At 70.2% G+C, this 15,183-nt stretch carries 18 protein-coding genes, 1 tRNA gene and 1 pseudogene; 7 read left to right on the forward strand and 13 right to left on the reverse strand.

Annotated features, from left to right (window positions below; translation table 11 throughout):
* Window positions 1-33 precede the first annotated feature (33 nt).
* Both G7Z13_RS13615 and G7Z13_RS13620 read left to right on the forward strand, forming a co-directional pair.
* Complete coding sequence (locus G7Z13_RS13615) at window positions 34-1,071, forward strand: HNH endonuclease signature motif containing protein (protein ID WP_165999131.1); 1,038 nt, start codon at window positions 34-36, stop codon at window positions 1,069-1,071.
* Between the two features lie 18 nt (window positions 1,072-1,089).
* A tRNA-Leu gene (locus G7Z13_RS13620) sits at window positions 1,090-1,173 on the forward strand.
* 44 nt (window positions 1,174-1,217) lie between these two features.
* Here G7Z13_RS13620 and rdgB read toward each other — a convergent pair.
* The 4 genes from rdgB to G7Z13_RS13640 form a co-directional block, all read right to left on the reverse strand.
* On the reverse strand, window positions 1,218-1,823 hold the full coding sequence (gene rdgB / locus G7Z13_RS13625) for an RdgB/HAM1 family non-canonical purine NTP pyrophosphatase (RefSeq protein WP_165999133.1): 606 nt from the start codon (window positions 1,821-1,823) through the stop codon (window positions 1,218-1,220).
* 52 nt (window positions 1,824-1,875) lie between these two features.
* The gene (locus G7Z13_RS13630) at window positions 1,876-2,274 is read right to left on the reverse strand and encodes a hypothetical protein (RefSeq protein WP_165999135.1); all 399 of its coding nucleotides are present in this window, start codon (window positions 2,272-2,274) and stop codon (window positions 1,876-1,878) included.
* 143 nt (window positions 2,275-2,417) lie between these two features.
* Window positions 2,418-3,155, reverse strand: a complete 738-nt coding sequence (gene rph / locus G7Z13_RS13635; protein ID WP_165999137.1) for a ribonuclease PH — start codon at window positions 3,153-3,155, stop codon at window positions 2,418-2,420.
* Window positions 3,156-3,252: 97 nt separating this feature from the next.
* A complete protein-coding gene (locus G7Z13_RS13640; protein WP_165999139.1) occupies window positions 3,253-3,486 on the reverse strand; it encodes a PTS glucose/sucrose transporter subunit IIB in 234 nt (77 codons plus the stop codon).
* 198 nt (window positions 3,487-3,684) lie between these two features.
* Here G7Z13_RS13640 and G7Z13_RS13645 point away from each other — a divergent pair, with 198 nt between their 5' ends.
* Window positions 3,685-4,974 (forward strand): PTS transporter subunit EIIC, encoded by a 1,290-nt coding sequence (locus tag G7Z13_RS13645; protein WP_165999141.1) that lies wholly within the window; start codon window positions 3,685-3,687, stop codon window positions 4,972-4,974.
* Between the two features lie 139 nt (window positions 4,975-5,113).
* Window positions 5,114-6,364, forward strand: coding sequence for a PTS transporter subunit EIIC (locus G7Z13_RS13650; RefSeq protein ID WP_165999143.1), 1,251 nt, complete (start codon window positions 5,114-5,116; stop codon window positions 6,362-6,364).
* A gap of 92 nt (window positions 6,365-6,456) precedes the next feature.
* On the opposite strand, the gene G7Z13_RS13655 is transcribed toward G7Z13_RS13650, so the two are convergent.
* A complete protein-coding gene (locus G7Z13_RS13655) occupies window positions 6,457-7,209 on the reverse strand; it encodes an MBL fold metallo-hydrolase (protein ID WP_165999145.1) in 753 nt (250 codons plus the stop codon).
* Window positions 7,210-7,415: 206 nt separating this feature from the next.
* On the opposite strand from G7Z13_RS13655, the pseudogene G7Z13_RS13660 reads away from it, so the two are divergent.
* Window positions 7,416-7,816, forward strand: a pseudogene (locus G7Z13_RS13660) (type II toxin-antitoxin system PemK/MazF family toxin).
* A gap of 70 nt (window positions 7,817-7,886) precedes the next feature.
* Here the strand turns inward: G7Z13_RS13660 and G7Z13_RS13665 are convergent.
* The 7 genes from G7Z13_RS13665 to clpS all read right to left on the reverse strand — a co-directional run bounded on the left by G7Z13_RS13665 (window position 7,887) and on the right by clpS (window position 12,699).
* Entirely contained in the window at window positions 7,887-8,837 is a 951-nt protein-coding gene (locus tag G7Z13_RS13665) for a cysteine synthase (RefSeq protein WP_165999147.1), read from the reverse strand.
* A gap of 6 nt (window positions 8,838-8,843) precedes the next feature.
* Window positions 8,844-9,122, reverse strand: coding sequence for a MoaD/ThiS family protein (locus G7Z13_RS13670; protein ID WP_165999149.1), 279 nt, complete (start codon window positions 9,120-9,122; stop codon window positions 8,844-8,846).
* Window positions 9,123-9,210: 88 nt separating this feature from the next.
* Window positions 9,211-9,306 (reverse strand): putative leader peptide, encoded by a 96-nt coding sequence (locus tag G7Z13_RS34225; RefSeq protein ID WP_312023458.1) that lies wholly within the window; start codon window positions 9,304-9,306, stop codon window positions 9,211-9,213.
* Between the two features lie 79 nt (window positions 9,307-9,385).
* Complete coding sequence (locus G7Z13_RS13675; RefSeq protein ID WP_165999151.1) at window positions 9,386-9,808, reverse strand: M67 family metallopeptidase; 423 nt, start codon at window positions 9,806-9,808, stop codon at window positions 9,386-9,388.
* A 159-nt stretch (window positions 9,809-9,967) separates the two neighbouring features.
* Window positions 9,968-11,374: an amino acid permease gene (locus tag G7Z13_RS13680; RefSeq protein ID WP_240926206.1), complete on the reverse strand. Its 1,407-nt coding sequence runs from the start codon at window positions 11,372-11,374 to the stop codon at window positions 9,968-9,970.
* 343 nt (window positions 11,375-11,717) lie between these two features.
* Window positions 11,718-12,320 (reverse strand): DUF2017 domain-containing protein, encoded by a 603-nt coding sequence (locus tag G7Z13_RS13685; RefSeq protein WP_165999155.1) that lies wholly within the window; start codon window positions 12,318-12,320, stop codon window positions 11,718-11,720.
* A 13-nt stretch (window positions 12,321-12,333) separates the two neighbouring features.
* Entirely contained in the window at window positions 12,334-12,699 is a 366-nt protein-coding gene (gene clpS, locus G7Z13_RS13690; protein ID WP_165999157.1) for an ATP-dependent Clp protease adapter ClpS, read from the reverse strand.
* Between the two features lie 8 nt (window positions 12,700-12,707).
* On the opposite strand from clpS, the gene G7Z13_RS13695 reads away from it, so the two are divergent.
* Window positions 12,708-14,054, forward strand: a complete 1,347-nt coding sequence (locus G7Z13_RS13695) for a nicotinate phosphoribosyltransferase (protein WP_165999159.1) — start codon at window positions 12,708-12,710, stop codon at window positions 14,052-14,054.
* Between the two features lie 113 nt (window positions 14,055-14,167).
* The gene (locus tag G7Z13_RS13700; RefSeq protein WP_165999161.1) at window positions 14,168-14,758 is read left to right on the forward strand and encodes a nicotinamidase; all 591 of its coding nucleotides are present in this window, start codon (window positions 14,168-14,170) and stop codon (window positions 14,756-14,758) included.
* A 6-nt stretch (window positions 14,759-14,764) separates the two neighbouring features.
* Here the strand turns inward: G7Z13_RS13700 and G7Z13_RS13705 are convergent, their stop codons facing one another.
* Window positions 14,765-15,094 (reverse strand): hypothetical protein, encoded by a 330-nt coding sequence (locus tag G7Z13_RS13705; protein WP_165999162.1) that lies wholly within the window; start codon window positions 15,092-15,094, stop codon window positions 14,765-14,767.
* Window positions 15,095-15,183 lie beyond the last annotated feature (89 nt).

Consider the following 15,183-nt stretch of genomic DNA (forward strand, 5'->3'; position numbering starts at 1 on the left):
AGGGGAACGCTTGGCCGATCAGGGGGGGGACACATGGGTGACGACGACAGGTACGCCCGCGAAAGGCTGGCCGCGGCCGCGGCCGAGGCGCGCTCATGGAACGACCTGATGCGACGGCTGGAGCTGAAGCCCAGCGGCGGACAGCGTCGAGTGCTCCAGGAGAAGATCGCCGCGCACGCCATCGACACCGGCCACTTCACCCGCGGCCCGCAGCGCACGTACGCGGACGAGGCGATCGCGGCGGCGGCCGCCTGCTCCACGACTCTGCGCGAGGTCGCCCTGAAGCTGGGGGCCGCTCCGGCGACCGGCACGCTGTCCCACCTCCGGCGCCGGATCGAAGAGGCCGGCATCGACATCAGCCACTTCCCGGGCATCGGCCGCAGCGGCCCCGGCTTCCCTTTCACCGACGAGGAGCTGCACACCGCCGCGGCATCCGCCGACAGCATCCGTGGCGCCGCCGGAGCGCTCGGCATCCCCGACGACGGACGCTCCCGGGCAGCCCTGGGCCGCCTGCTCCGCGAACGCGGGATCGACACCTCCCACTTCACACACGCCCGGCTGTCCCTGCCGGACGACAGACTCCGCGCCGCCGTGTCCGCCGGCGAGAGCTACGCGGACGTCATGCGACTGCTGGGCCTCGACGTGAACCACACCAACCACCGCCGGGTTCGCCGCAGGGTGGCGCAGCTGGATCTCGACACCAGCCACTTCAGGCGCAGGTCGTGGGGATCACCGCCGGCGACGCCGAGACGGCCGAGCGCCGGTGACGTCCTCACGGTGCTCCCGCCGGGATCGGCGCGCCTCAACCGCGACCGGCTCCATGCGGCGCTCCGGCAGCGCGGCGTCCCCTGCCGCTGTGCGTCCTGCGGGAACGCGGGCGAGTGGCTCGGGCAGCCGATCACGCTCCAGATCGACCACATCAACGGCGACTGGCGGGACAACCGCCCGGACAACCTGCGCTACCTCTGCCCGAACTGCCACGCCCTGACGGCGACATGGTGCCGCAGGAAGTCTCCGCACACGCCGGACGGGCGCACCCGTACACTAAGGTCACCAAGCGGCACGGCGTAGCCAAATGTCCGTTTTGGGGCGGTCGTGGCGAAATAGGCATACGCGCGGGTTTTAGGTGCCCGTGGGAGAGATCCCGTGTGGGTTCGAGTCCCACCGACCGCACCTCTCGACGAGGGCTCGGCCGTACGGACCGAGCCCTCGCTGGCTCACTCCCCGAGCAGTTCCCGCACCACCGGTACCAGTGCCCGGAACGCCTTGCCGCGGTGGCTGATGGCGTTCTTCTCGTCCGGGGTCAGTTCCGCGCAGGTGCGGGTCTCGCCCTCGGGCTGGAGGATCGGGTCGTAGCCGAAGCCGCCGGTGCCGGCGGGCTCGTGGCGCAGGACGCCGTGCAGGCGGCCCTCGACCACTCGTTCCGTGCCGTCGGGCAGGGCGAGCGCGGCGGCGCAGGCGAAGTGGGCGCCGCGGTGTTCGTCGGCGATGTCGGAGAGCTGGGCGAGGAGCAGGTCGAGGTTGGCCTTGTCGTCGCCGTGGCGGCCGGCCCAGCGGGCGGAGAAGATGCCGGGCGCGCCGTTCAACACGTCGACGCAGAGGCCGGAGTCGTCGGCGACCGCGGGCAGGCCCGTCGCCCGGGCGAGGGCGTGGGCCTTCAGCAGGGCGTTCTCGGCGAACGTCACGCCCGTTTCCCTGACGTCGGGGACGTCGGGGAAGGCGTCGGCGCCGACGAGTTCGTGGGGCAGTCCGGCGTCGGCGAGGATCGCCCTCAGCTCGGTGATCTTTCCGGCGTTGCGGGTGGCGAGGATCAAGCGGGTCATGGCGACCAGTATCGCGGGGCCGCCCTGAGCCGCCTGCCGAGGCCCGGCCGCCTTACGGGGTGCAGACCTTGGTGAGTTCGCCGGCCGCGTCGGTGACCGGGGTGATGTCGGGGGTCGCGTCGCCGTTCTCGACGGACGTGCGGACGTTGTCCACGGCCTGCTGGAGGTCGTCGACGGCCTTGCCGACGTCGGCGTTGTCCGTCTTGTCGCCGATCTCGCCGAGGTTCTTCTCGATCGAGTCGAGGGATTCCTCGAGCTGGGTCAGGTCGTTGGCCGCGCCGTCGACCGCCTGCTGGAGATCGGTGACGCTGTCGGCGATGGCGTCGGCGGTCTGGACGCAGTCCAGCGCCTTGTCGACGGCGTCGCAGCCGGTGGTGAGTCCGGCGGTCAGCGCGACCGCCGCCAGGGTGGCGGCGATGGCGGCGGTGCGGCGTCGGCGGCTTCCGGCCATGGAACGGTCCCTCCCTCGTTCGGGCCGGACGGCCCGGTGGTTCCGGCCGGGCGCACAGGGTCGAAGCTGTGCGCCCGTACCTTCGAAGACGCGGTGGCACCTCGCGCGGTTGCCCGCGCCGAGCACGGGTTTTTGTGCGTCTTTTACTTTCCGGCGAGCGTGTCGAGCGCCGCGCGCTGCGCCGCGGCGAGTTCGGTGCAGCCGGCGACCGCGAGGTCGAGCAGCGCGTTCAGCTCGTCGCGGGCGAACGGCTCGGCCTCGGCGGTGCCCTGGACCTCGACGAAGCGTCCGTCGCCGGTGCAGACGACGTTCATGTCGGTCTCGGCGCGCACGTCCTCCTCGTAGCAGAGGTCGAGCAGGGGTACGCCGGCGACGATGCCGACCGAGACGGCCGCGACGCTGCCGGTGAGCGGCTTGCGCGTGGGCTTGATCAGCTTCTTGCCCTGGGCCCAGTGGATGGCGTCGGCGAGGGCGACGTACGCGCCGGTGATGGCCGCGGTGCGGGTGCCGCCGTCGGCCTGGAGGACGTCGCAGTCGAGGACGACGGTGTTCTCGCCGAGCGCCTTGTAGTCGATGACGGCGCGCAGGGAGCGGCCGATGAGGCGGGAGATCTCGTGCGTACGGCCGCCGATCCTGCCCTTGACGGACTCCCGGTCGCCGCGGGTGTTGGTGGCGCGGGGCAGCATGGAGTACTCGGCGGTGACCCAGCCTTCGCCGCTGCCCTTGCGCCAGCGCGGGACTCCCTCGGTGAAGGAGGCGGTGCACAGGACCTTGGTGTCGCCGAAGGAGACGAGGACGGAGCCCTCGGCGTGCTTGCTCCAGCCGCGTTCGATGGTGACCGGGCGGAGTTGTTCGGGGGTGCGGCCGTCGATTCGAGACATGGGTCGAGCCTAGCCGCAGGGGGAGGGGCTCCTTCCCCCTGTGCGCGGAAGGGGCCCCTCCCGGGTGGGACGGGGCCCCTTCGGCGGTGAGCGTGGCTCACATCATGTCTTCGATCTCCGCGGCGATCGGGTCGGCGTCCGTGCCGATGACGACCTGGATGGCGGTGCCCATCTTGACCACACCGTGGGCGCCGGCGCCCTTGAGGGCGGCCTCGTCGACCAGCGAGCCGTCGCCGACCTCGACCCGCAGCCGGGTGATGCAGCCTTCGATCTCCTCGATGTTGTCGATGCCGCCGAGCCCGGCAACGATCTTCTCAGCCTTGCTGGCCATGTTCTTTCTCCCTGATCCGGCAGGATGTGCGCCGTTTTCCACCACGGTTTACCGCTTTGACGCAGTAACCCACAGTCGGCCCAACTTCGCGAGCGTTCGGGCGGTGTCGACCGCAGGATGACGTCACGGCAACACCATCGTCCCAGACTGGTCTACACCACCTGACAGACGGTCGCCAAACCGCTCGGAAGGACATCCATGAGTGCCGACGCCGTCAGTCCTGGCCGCGTGCGCTGGAACTCGGTGTTCCAGGGCCTGCAGAAGATGGGCCGCAGCCTTCAGCTGCCGATCGCCGTGCTGCCGGCCGCGGGCATCCTCAACCGGCTGGGGCAGCCGGACGTGTTCGGCGAGGACGGACTGGGCTGGACCGATGTGGCCAAGGTGATGAACGGGGCGGGCGGTGCGCTGCTGGACAGCGCGCTGGGGCTGCCGCTGCTGTTCTGCGTCGGGGTGGCCATCGGCATGGCGAAGAAGGCGGACGGGTCGACGGCGCTGGCGGCGGTGGCGGGGTTCCTCGTCTACTACAACGTGCTGCGGCAGTTCCCGGAGGACTGTCCGGCGGGCACGAGGCCGGTGCCGAACATCGGCTGCCAGGGGGCGGTCGACGGGACGGTGAGCGCGTTCACGTACCAGAATCCCGGGGTGTTCGGCGGGATCGTGATGGGGCTGCTGGCGGCGTTCTTCTGGCAGCGCTACCACCGCACCCGGCTGGTCGACTGGCTCGGCTTCTTCAACGGCCGCCGGCTGGTGCCGATCATCATGGCGTTCGTGGCGATCGCGTTCGCGGCGCTGTGCCTGTGGGTGTGGCCGCCGATCGGTGACGCGCTGGAGAGCTTCAGCGACTGGATGAGCGGCCTGGGCGCGTGGGGCGCGGGTGTCTTCGGGGTGGCCAACCGGGCGCTGCTGGTGATCGGGCTGCACCAGTTCCTGAACGTGCCCATCTGGTTCCAGTTCGGGACGTACACCAGGCCGGACGGGACCGAGGCGCACGGTGACATCAACATGTTCCTGGCGGGTGACCCGGACGCCGGCCAGTTCACCTCGGGCTTCTTCCCGATCATGATGTTCGCGCTGCCGGCCGCCGCCCTGGCGATCACGCACTGCGCGCGGCCGGAGCGCCGCAAGGAGGTCGGCGGTCTGATGCTGTCGGTGGCGCTGACGTCGTTCGTGACCGGCATCACCGAGCCCATCGAGTACTCGTTCCTGTTCATCGCGCCGGTGCTGTACGCGATCCACGCGGTGCTGACCGGGGTGTCGATGGCGGTGACGTGGGGGCTGGGGGTCAAGGACGGCTTCAGCTTCTCGGCGGGGCTGATCGACTACGTCATCAACTGGAATCTGGCGACGAGACCGTGGCTGATCATTCCGATCGGGCTGGTGTTCGCGGCCGTGTATTACGCGATCTTCCGTTTCGCGATCACGAAATTCGACCTCAAGACGCCGGGCCGGGAACCGGCGGAGGAAGTGGAGGACGCCGCTAAGGTCTGAGCCGGGAAACACCTAGGTCACAGCCACATCAAGTAGCCGATCCGTGACAGGAATCGCGGGTTCCTTATCCCTCCTTCATCGTGCTACAACAGGTCTACACCACTGAGTGGTGTAGACCACCACCCGATGGAGGAAGTCTATGAGCACCGCCACCTCTACGGCGGCCCCCACGAAGAAGTGGGGATCCGGCCTTTTCCAGGGCCTTCAGAAGGTCGGCCGCAGTCTGCAGCTCCCGATCGCCGTCCTCCCGGCCGCGGGCATCCTGCTGCGACTCGGCCAGCCGGACGTCTTCGGCAAGGACGGCCTGGGCTGGGGCAAGGTGGCGGACGTGTTCGCCACGGCCGGCGACGCCGTCTTCGCGAACCTGCCCCTGCTGTTCTGCGTCGGCATCGCCATCGGATTCGCCAAGAAGGCCGACGGCTCGACCGCCCTCGCCGCGCTGGTGGGCTTCCTCGTCTACAAGAACGTCCTGACCGCGTTCCCGATCACCGAGGCGAAGGTCACCAAGGGCGCGGACGTCGCCGCCACCTACAACGACCCCAAGGTCTTCGGCGGCATCATCATGGGCCTGATAGCCGCGGTCGTCTGGCAGCGCTACCACCGCACCAAGCTGCCCGACTGGCTGGGCTTCTTCAACGGCCGCCGGCTCGTGCCCATCCTGATGGCCTTCATCGGCACCGCCGTCGGCGTCGTCTTCGGCCTGGTGTGGGAGCCGATCGGCGGGGTCATCACCGACTTCGGCGAGTGGATGACCGGGCTCGGCGCGGCCGGCGCGGGCATCTTCGGCGCGATCAACCGTGCGCTGCTGCCCGTGGGCATGCACCAGTTCGTCAACACGGTGGCCTGGCAGGAGATCGGCTCCTTCAAGGACTCCGCGGGTGCCGTCTGGCACGGTGACCTGCCGCGCTTCTTCCACGGCGACCCGACGGCGGGTCAGTTCATGACCGGCTTCTTCCCGATCATGATGTTCGCGCTGCCGGCCGCCGCCCTGGCGATCACGCACTGCGCCCGCCCGGAGCGCCGCAAGGCCGTCGGCGGCATGATGCTCTCGCTGGCGCTGACCTCGTTCGTCACCGGCATCACCGAGCCGATCGAGTTCGCGTTCATGTTCATCGCGCCGGTGCTGTACGTCATCCACGCGGTCCTGACCGCCGTGTCCATGGCCGTCACCTGGGCGCTGGGCGTGCACCACGGCTTCAGCTTCTCGGCCGGCGCGATCGACTACTTCCTCAACTGGAACCTGGCCACCAAGCCATGGATGATCATCCCGATCGGCCTGGTCTTCGCCGCGGTCTACTACGTGACCTTCCGGTTCGCGATCATCAAGTTCAACCTCGCCACACCGGGCCGTGAGCCCGAGGAGGAGGTCGAGGACCTCACGAAGGCGTGAGTCCCGCCCGTAGGGCATGACGAAGGCCCCCGGAACCTGGTCGGTTCCGGGGGCCTTCGTCATGGCGTACGGCTCCCAGCGCGTACGCCCGTTCAGATCTCGTACGACCTCCTGGGCACCGCCAGCTCCACCGGACCGCCGTACACCGCTCGCGCGTCGGTCAGGTTGGCCTGGGGGTCGGTCCACGGGGGGATGTGGGTGAGGACCAGGCGGCGGGCGCCCGCGCGGGTCGCCGTCTCGCCCGCCTCGCGGCCGTTGAGGTGCAGGTCGGGGATGGACTCCTTGCCGTGCGTGAACGCCGCCTCGCACAGGAAGAGGTCGGCGTCGCGGGCGAGTTCGTCCAGCACCGGGGTCACCCCGGTGTCGCCGGAGTACGTCAGGACGCGGCCGGCGTGCTCGATGCGGATGCCGTACGCCTCCACGGGGTGCGCCACGCGCTCGGTGTGCACGGTGAAGGGGCCGATCTCGAAGGTCGACGGCTTGACCGTGTGGAAGTCGAAGACCTCGCTCATCGAGGACGCCGACGGGGTGTCGGCGTACGCGGTGGTCAGCCGGTGTTCGGTGCCCTCGGGGCCGTAGACGGGGATCGGGTCGCAGCGGCCGCCGTCGTGGCGGTAGTAGCGCGCGACGAAGTACGCGCACATGTCGATGCAGTGGTCGGCGTGCAGATGGCTCAGGAAGATCGCGTCGAGGTCGTAGAGACCGCAGTGGCGCTGCAGCTCGCCCAGGGCGCCGTTGCCCATGTCGAGGAGCAGCCGGAAGCCGTCGGCCTCGACGAGGTAGCTCGAGCAGGCCGATTCCGCGGACGGGAACGACCCCGAGCAGCCGACGACGGTGAGCTTCATGAAGCAGAAACCTCCGCTGGCGGGTGGTGAGAAACGGGGGTCGTGCGGTCCGTCGAGCGTACGGCGCAAATCCTGCGGTCGCTCCTTCGGCAGTCGCCGTTGTGGGCGAACTCACCTGCGTTGTCACCGGTTCGGCTGGACGCCGGGGGGTGGGCGGCGCTGTGCAGGGCGCGCGGGTGCGGGCGTGCGCCGGTAGCGTCGTCCGTATGGACACGTCCTGGTGGCCGGCGCGGCGGCGGTGGTGCTGCTCGCGCTCGTCGCCGTGCTCGTGGTCGGCCGGGGACGGCGGCGCCCGAGCGGGAACCGGTCGCGGGGGCGGGACGAGGGTGCCCGGCCGCGGCCGGCGGAGATCTGGTGGGCGGACGGGCCCTGTCCGGTGCTGTCGGTGCGGCGGCGGCGGGCGCGCGTCGCGAAGATCACCAGCAGGTACCGGGACGAACGGGCCGGTGTGGTGCCGCTGCCGCCGGGTGCCGTGGGCGACACCGAGGGGCGGGCGGGCTTCCTGGAGACGGACGAGCTGTGCGAGGTCCCGGTCGGGGACTTCCGGCGCAGGGTGGGGGTGGTGGACCCGGTCCTGTGGGACCAGGTCCGTCACCTGACCAGGTAGCGGCCGTCGTGCGGGCGCGGGCCGGTGCGGGCTCGTCGCGCGGTTCCGCACGCCCCTTGCGGGGCTCTGGTCACGCCCAGAGCTGGCCCTGCAGCCTCTCGATCGCTTCCTCCGTCGTCGCCGCCGTGTAGACGCCGGTCGACAGGTACTTCCAGCCGCCGTCGGCCACGACGAAGACGATGTCCGCGCTCTCGCCGGCCCTCAGCGCCTTGCGGCCGACGCCGATCGCCGCGTGCAGGGCGGCGCCGGTGGAGACGCCCGCGAAGATGCCCTCCTGCTGGAGGAGTTCCCGGGTGCGGGTGACCGCGTCGGCGGAGCCGACCGAGAAGCGGCTGGTCAGCACGGAGGCGTCGTACAGCTCGGGAACGAAGCCCTCGTCGAGGTTGCGCAGGCCGTAGACCAGGTCGTCGTAGCGCGGCTCGGCGGCGACGATCTTCACGTCCGGCTTGTGCTCGCGCAGGTAGCGGCCGACGCCCATGAGGGTGCCGGTGGTGCCGAGGCCCGCCACGAAGTGGGTGATGGAGGGCAGGTCGGCGAGGATCTCCGGGCCGGTGGTCGCGTAGTGGGCGCCCGCGTTGTCCGGGTTGCCGTACTGGTACAGCATCACCCAGTCGGGGTGCTCGGCGGCCAGTTCCTTGGCGACGCGCACAGCGGTGTTGGAGCCGCCCGCGGCGGGCGAGGAGATGATCTCGGCGCCCCACATGCCGAGCAGGTCCCGCCGCTCCTGGGAGGTGTTCTCCGGCATCACGCAGACCATGCGGTAGCCCTTGAGCTTGGCCGCCATGGCGAGGGAGATGCCGGTGTTGCCGGAGGTGGGCTCCAGGATGGTGCAGCCCGGGGTCAGCCGGCCGTCCTTCTCCGCCTGCTCGATCATGTGCAGGGCGGGGCGGTCCTTGACCGAGCCGGTGGGGTTGCGGTCCTCCAGCTTGGCCCAGATGCGGACGTCGGCGGACGGCGACAGCCGCGGCAGGCGCACCAGGGGGGTGTTGCCGACCGCGGCCAGCGGGGAGTCGTACCGCATCGCCGGTCAGGCCATGCCGCCGGCCACGGCCGGCAGGATGGTGACGTTGTCGCCGTCGGTGAGCTTGGTGTTGATGCCGTCGAGGAAGCGGACGTCCTCGTCGTTCAGGTAGACGTTGACGAAGCGGCGGAGCTGGTCGCCGTCCACGATCCGGGCCTGAATGCCCGCGTGCCGGGTCTCGAGGTCGGCGAACAGCTCGGCGAGGGTGTCACCGCTGCCCTCCACCGCCTTCTGACCGTCGGTGTACTGGCGGAGGATGGTCGGGATGCGGACCTCGATGGCCATGGCTCAGGGCTCCTGTCGGAAGGTGTCGTCGGGTGGGTGGGCGCGCGCGGACGCGCCGCGGCTCACGGCCGTACGGTGGCAGGAAATGTCAACAGATGGCGCTGTTCAGCCTGCACAGATCGACGTGCAGCCGCGCCACGAGCAGGATGCTCGGCGCCTTCTCGCTCACGTCGTACAGAACCATGGGCTCATCGTATCGATTCCCGGTCGGGCTTCCGGAGTGTGATCCCACATGTCGGACGGATTCCGGCCGGATGGTGGGATCAGTAGGCCGATACGACCCTGACCTCCTCCTCCGTGACCTCGCCGTCCACGATCCGGTAGGAGCGGAACTGGAACTCGCCCAGGCCGTCGGTGTCGGCGGTGGAGACGAGGACGTAGTGGGCGCCGGGCTCGTTGGCGTAGGAGATGTCCGTGCGGGACGGGTAGGCCTCGGTCGCGGTGTGGGAGTGGTAGATGACCACCGGTTCCTCGTCGCGGTCGTCCATCTCGCGGTAGAGCTTGAGCAGGTCGCCCGAGTCGAACTCGTAGAACGTGGGCGACATGGCCGCGTTCAGCATGGGGATGAAGCGCTCGGGGCGGTCCGAGCCGGCCGGGCCCGCCACCACGCCGCACGCCTCGTCGGGGTGGTCCTTGCGCGCGTGGGCGACGATCTGGTCGTACAGGGCCTGGGTGATGGTCAGCATGTCCGTCAGGATAAGCAGAAGGGCCGTTCCGTACCGAGGGTTGGTACGGAACGGCCCACATGCCGGACGCCCTGAGCGGCAGCCGCAGGGAGTGCCACGAGTACCCCCTGCGGCTGGGCGTCCTCGGAGAGGGTCCGCCGGGCTGGTCAGCCGCGCTGATCAGCCGCGCTTGTGGAAGGCCGCCGCCTCGGGGTTGCGGCTCTTCAGCACGAGGTAGCTGACGCCGAGGATCAGGGCCCACACCGGGGCGCAGTACAGCGAGATCCGGGCGTCCTTGTCGATCCCCATGAGCACGATCACCATGCCGATGAAGGCCAGGGCGAACCAGCTGGTGAACGGGGCGCCGGGGGCCCGGAACTCCGAGCGGGGCAGCTCGCCGCGGTCCGCCTTGGCACGGTAGCGGATCTGGGAGACCAGGATCATGATCCAGGCCCACATACCGGAGATGGTGGCGAAGGAGACGACGTAGTCGAACGCCTTGCCCGGCCACTGGTAGTTGATCCAGACGCCGACCATCATCAGCGCGGCCGAGAACGTGGTGCCGACCAGCGGCAGGCCCTTGGGCGTCAGCTTGGTGAACAGCTTCGGGCCCTGGTTGTTCAGCGCCAGGTCGCGCAGCATGCGGCCGGTGGAGTACATGCCGGAGTTGCAGGACGACAGGGCGGCGGTGAGGACGACGAAGTTCACGATGCCCGCGCCGGCGGCCAGGCCCATCTTCTCGAAGGCGGCCACGAAGGGGCTCACGCCGGGCTGGAAGTGGGTCCACGGCACGACCGACAGGATCATGATCAGCGCGCCGACGTAGAAGACGGCGATGCGCCACGGCACGGTGTTGATCGCCTTGGGCAGCACGGTCTTCGGGTCCTTGGACTCGCCCGCGGTCACGCCGACCAGCTCGACGGCGAGGAAGGCGAACATGACCATCTGGAGGGTCATCAGGGACTCGCCGACGCCGTGCGGGAAGAAGCCGCCGTTGCTCCACAGGTGGGTCAGCGACGCGGTGTCGCCGGCGTCCGAGAAGCCGATCGTCAGGATGCCGGCGCAAATCAGGATCATGCCGATGATGGCGGTGACCTTGACCATCGAGAACCAGAACTCCAGCTCACCGAAGAGCTTCACGGAGATGAGGTTCGCGCCGTACAGGATGATCGTGAAGACCAGGGCGGACACCCATTGCGGGATGTCCCACCAGTACGTCATGTAGGCCGCCGCGGCGGTGACCTCGGTGATGCCGGTGACGACCCAGAAGAGCCAGTACGTCCATCCCGTCACGAAGCCCGCGAAGGGGCCGATGAACTCGCGTGCGTACTCCGAGAAGGAGCCGGACACGGGGCGGTACATCAGCAGCTCGCCGAGCGCGCGCATGATGAAGAAGATGACGAGGCCCGCGATGGCGTACGCCAGGATGAGGCTGGGCCCGGCCTTCGAGATGCCCTTGCCCGCGCCGAGGAAGAGACCGGTGCCGATGGCTCCGCCGATGGCGATCATCTGGATCTGCCGGCTGCCGAGGCCCCGCTCGTACCCCTCTTCGGAGGTGTTCTCCTTGTCGACCTGCACAGAGGTCATGTGTGGTGCGCCTTTCTCCATACCGACCCGGGCCTCTCGTCGGCCCCGGATCGGGTCACGATCCCCCCGGATTGATGGAGCTGAGCGGGTTCCCCGCCAGGGGCCGCTCTTGCCTGGCCGACGGTTGTCGGCTCGGTGGCGCACCCGGCGCACATGGGTGGTGTTCGCCGGGCGGTCGAGAAGATTTATCACGCCCGCAACATTGATCACCGGCGGGACCTGTGGCGCACACCATAGGGAGAAGCGGACAAAGGGATCACCGGGGCACATAGACCCCGACGGCGGTAACAGGATCGTTATCCGGATTTGAGCGTCCGCTGAGCGAACACCCCCGTGCGGGCAATCAGGGCATCAGGGTCGAGACCAGCGTCTCCTGGAGCCCGCCCAGCCACAGATACGCCATCACCATCGGCTTGCGCGGGTCCTCGTCCGGCAGCCGGTAGAGCCGGTCAGTGTCGTCCTCGTCGGTGATGTCCAGCCGGGAGCCGATGGCCAGGCGCAGGTCGTTGAGGGCGCCGAGCCACCGGCGGGACTCCTCCGGGGACAGCTTCAGCACCGCGCCGGTGTCCCCGGCGGGCGTCAGCGCGTCGAGGGAGCGGATCACCGCGAGGGCGTTGTCGCGCTTGCCGGCCCGCAGGTCGTTCTCGGTGTAGCGGCGGAACTCGGCGGAGTACGCCTTCTGCTCCTCGGCCGCGCGCGGGTCGGGGGCGCCCTCCGGGTCGCGGTAGGCGTCCGGGAAGAGACGGCGCAGCACGGGGTCGGCGGGCGGCTCGCTCGGGCCCTCGGCGAACAGCTCGGCGAGCGGGTCGCCGGAGGCGTCCTCGGCGGGGCCGGGGCCGATGAGCTCCAGCAGCTGGACGGCCAGCGAGCGGATGATGGAGATCTCGACGTCGTCGAGGGCGACGGCCGCGCCGCCGCCGGGGAGCGGTTCGAAGGTTCCGGGCATGGGTCTGAGGTCGCTACTTCCGGTCCTGCTGGAGGGTGGCCCACAGACCGTAGCCGTGCATCGCCTGCACGTCGCGCTCCATCTCCTCGCGGCTCCCGCTGGAGACGACCGCCCGGCCCTTGTGGTGGACGTCGAGCATGAGCTTGGTGGCCTTGTCCTTGGAGTAGCCGAAGTACGTCTGGAAGACGTACGTCACGTAGCTCATGAGGTTGACCGGGTCGTTGTGCACGATCGTGACCCAGGGGACGTCGGGCTCGGGAACGGCGGAGACCTCCTCCGCCGACTCGGTGCGTTCGATCTCGATGGGAGCGGCTGACGTCACATGACCATGCTGCCACGGCCCGCAGAAATCGTCACACTGACGAAATAGGAGTAGCATCCGTGGGCATGAACACAGCAGACCTTGGGCTGCCGGTGAACGTTCCGTCGACGGCGCTCTTCACGGACCAGTACGAGCTGACGATGCTCCAGGCCGCCCTGCGGGCGGGCACCGCCGGGCGGCGCAGCGTGTTCGAGGTCTTCACCCGGCGGCTGCCGGACGGGCGCCGCTACGGTGTCGTCGCGGGCACCGGGCGGGTGCTGGACGCGGTCGAGAACTTCCGCTTCGACGAGGGCGTCCTGGGCTTCCTGCGTGAGCGCGGCATCGTCGGCGAGGAGACCCTCGACTGGCTCGCGGACTACCGCTTCAGCGGGGACATCTGGGGCTACCCCGAGGGCGAGGTGTACTTCCCGGGCTCGCCGATCCTGCGGGTCGAGGGCACCTTCGGGGAGTGCGTGCTGCTGGAGACGGTGATCCTCTCCATCCTCAACCACGACTCGGCGATCGCCGCGGCGGCCTCCCGGATGTCCTCCGCGGCCGGGCAGCGCCCGCTGATCGAGATGGGCGCCCGCCGCACCCACGAGCTGTCCGCGGTCGCCGCCGCGCGCGCGGCCTACGTCGGCGGCTTCGCCTCCACCTCCGACCTCGCGGCCGGGTTCCGCTACGGCATCCCCACCGTCGGCACCTCCGCGCACGCCTTCACCCTGCTGCACGACCGCGAGCGCGACGCGTTCCGGGCCCAGGTGGAGTCGATGGGCCGCGGCACGACCCTGCTCGTGGACACCTACGACGTCACCGAGGCGGTGCGTACGGCCGTGGAGGTCGCCGGTCCCGAGCTGGGCGCGGTGCGGATCGACTCCGGTGACCTGCTGCTGGTCGCGCACCGGGTGCGGCAGCAGCTGGACGAGCTGGGCGCGGTGAACACCAAGATCATCGTGACGTCGGACCTGGACGAGTACGCCATCGCCTCGCTGGCGGCGGCGCCGGTGGACGCGTACGGCGTGGGCACCCAGCTGGTCACCGGGTCCGGCTACCCGACGGCCTCGATGGTCTACAAGCTGGTCGCGCGCGCCGAGTCCGCCGACCCCGAGGCGCCGCTGGTGCCGGTGGCGAAGAAGTCCACCGGCGGCAAGACCTCCGTGGGCGGCCGCAAGTGGGCGGCGCGGCGCGTCGACGCGCAGGGCGTCGCGGAGGCGGAGGTGGTGGGCACCGGGCCGGTGCCGGACGCGCTGGCCGACCGGCAGCTGCTCGTCCAGTTGGTCAAGGGCGGTCAGGTGGTCGCACGGGAGCCGCTGGACGTCCCGCGCCGGCGCCATGCCGCCGCACGAGCCGGTCTGCCGCTGTCCGCTACCCAGCTCTCCCGCGGGGAACCCGTCATTCCGACGGAATACGTGCACGGCGAGGCGGGCAGCTGACCTCTGGCCGCCCGTACGCCCCCGGTGCCCCCTCCCGCACCGCGACCGAAGTCTCTAGGCTCGGAGGTTCATCTGCGCACCTCCGAGACCCCCATAGCCGAAGGACACCGACCATGCGCCGCGCCTTGATCGTCGTAGACGTGCAGAACGACTTCTGCGAGGGGGGCAGTCTCCCGGTGGCCGGGGGTGCCGATGTGGCCGCCGCGATCACCGAGCTGATCGGGCAGGCCCCCGCCGGGTACCGGCACGTGGTGGCCACCCGCGACCACCACGTCGCGCCCGGCGGCCACTTCGCGGACGACCCCGACTTCGTCGACTCCTGGCCCGCGCACTGCGTCGCGGGCACCGAGGGCGTCGGCTTCCACCCCAACTTCGCGCCCGCCGTCGCCTCCGGCGCGATCGACGCCGTGTTCGACAAGGGGGCGTACTCGGCGGCGTACAGCGGGTTCGAGGGCGCCGACGAGAACGGGGTGCCGCTCGCCGAGTGGCTGCGGGCCCGGCAGATCGACGAGGTCGACGTGGTCGGCATCGCCACCGACCACTGCGTGAAGGCCACCGCCCTGGACGCCGCCCGCGAGGGCTTCCGCACCCAGGTCCTCCTCGACCTCACCGCCGGGGTGAACCAGGACAGCGTCGAGCGGGCCCTGGAGGAGCTGCGCGAGGCGGGCGTGGAACTGACCGGCAAGCCGGTGGTCTCCGGCTAGGGGGTCCTACGCCGGGGCCGTGGGCCGGCCCAGGAGGGAGCGGATCGGGCGCCAGAGTTCCATGGCCGCGACCCCGTTGTCGGGGGCCGTGCGCCATATCAGGCCGTCGGGGTGGTGGAGGACGGCGGTGATCTCGTCCGGGCTCGGCGGGGCGGCGTTGCCCCGCAGGTAGACCGCGCGCAGCCCCAGGTTGCGCAGCCTGGTCAGGGCGCGCGCCCGGTTCTGGGCGTGGACGAGGACCCGGACGCTGCCGGGGCTGTCGGCGGCGGGGCTGGGCAGGTTCAGTGCCACCACCACCGAGCCGTTCGGCAGCTTGCAGAAACCTCCTGCGGCCATGCGGTCACATCCCCGTGTCAGCCGGTGTCAATAAGAAAACCACAGGACGCATCTGAACACGATCGGCGGCAACCCGCCAAGGGGTTGCC

The sequence above is a fragment of the Streptomyces sp. JB150 genome (assembly GCF_011193355.1).
GTDB lineage: Bacteria > Actinomycetota > Actinomycetes > Streptomycetales > Streptomycetaceae > Streptomyces.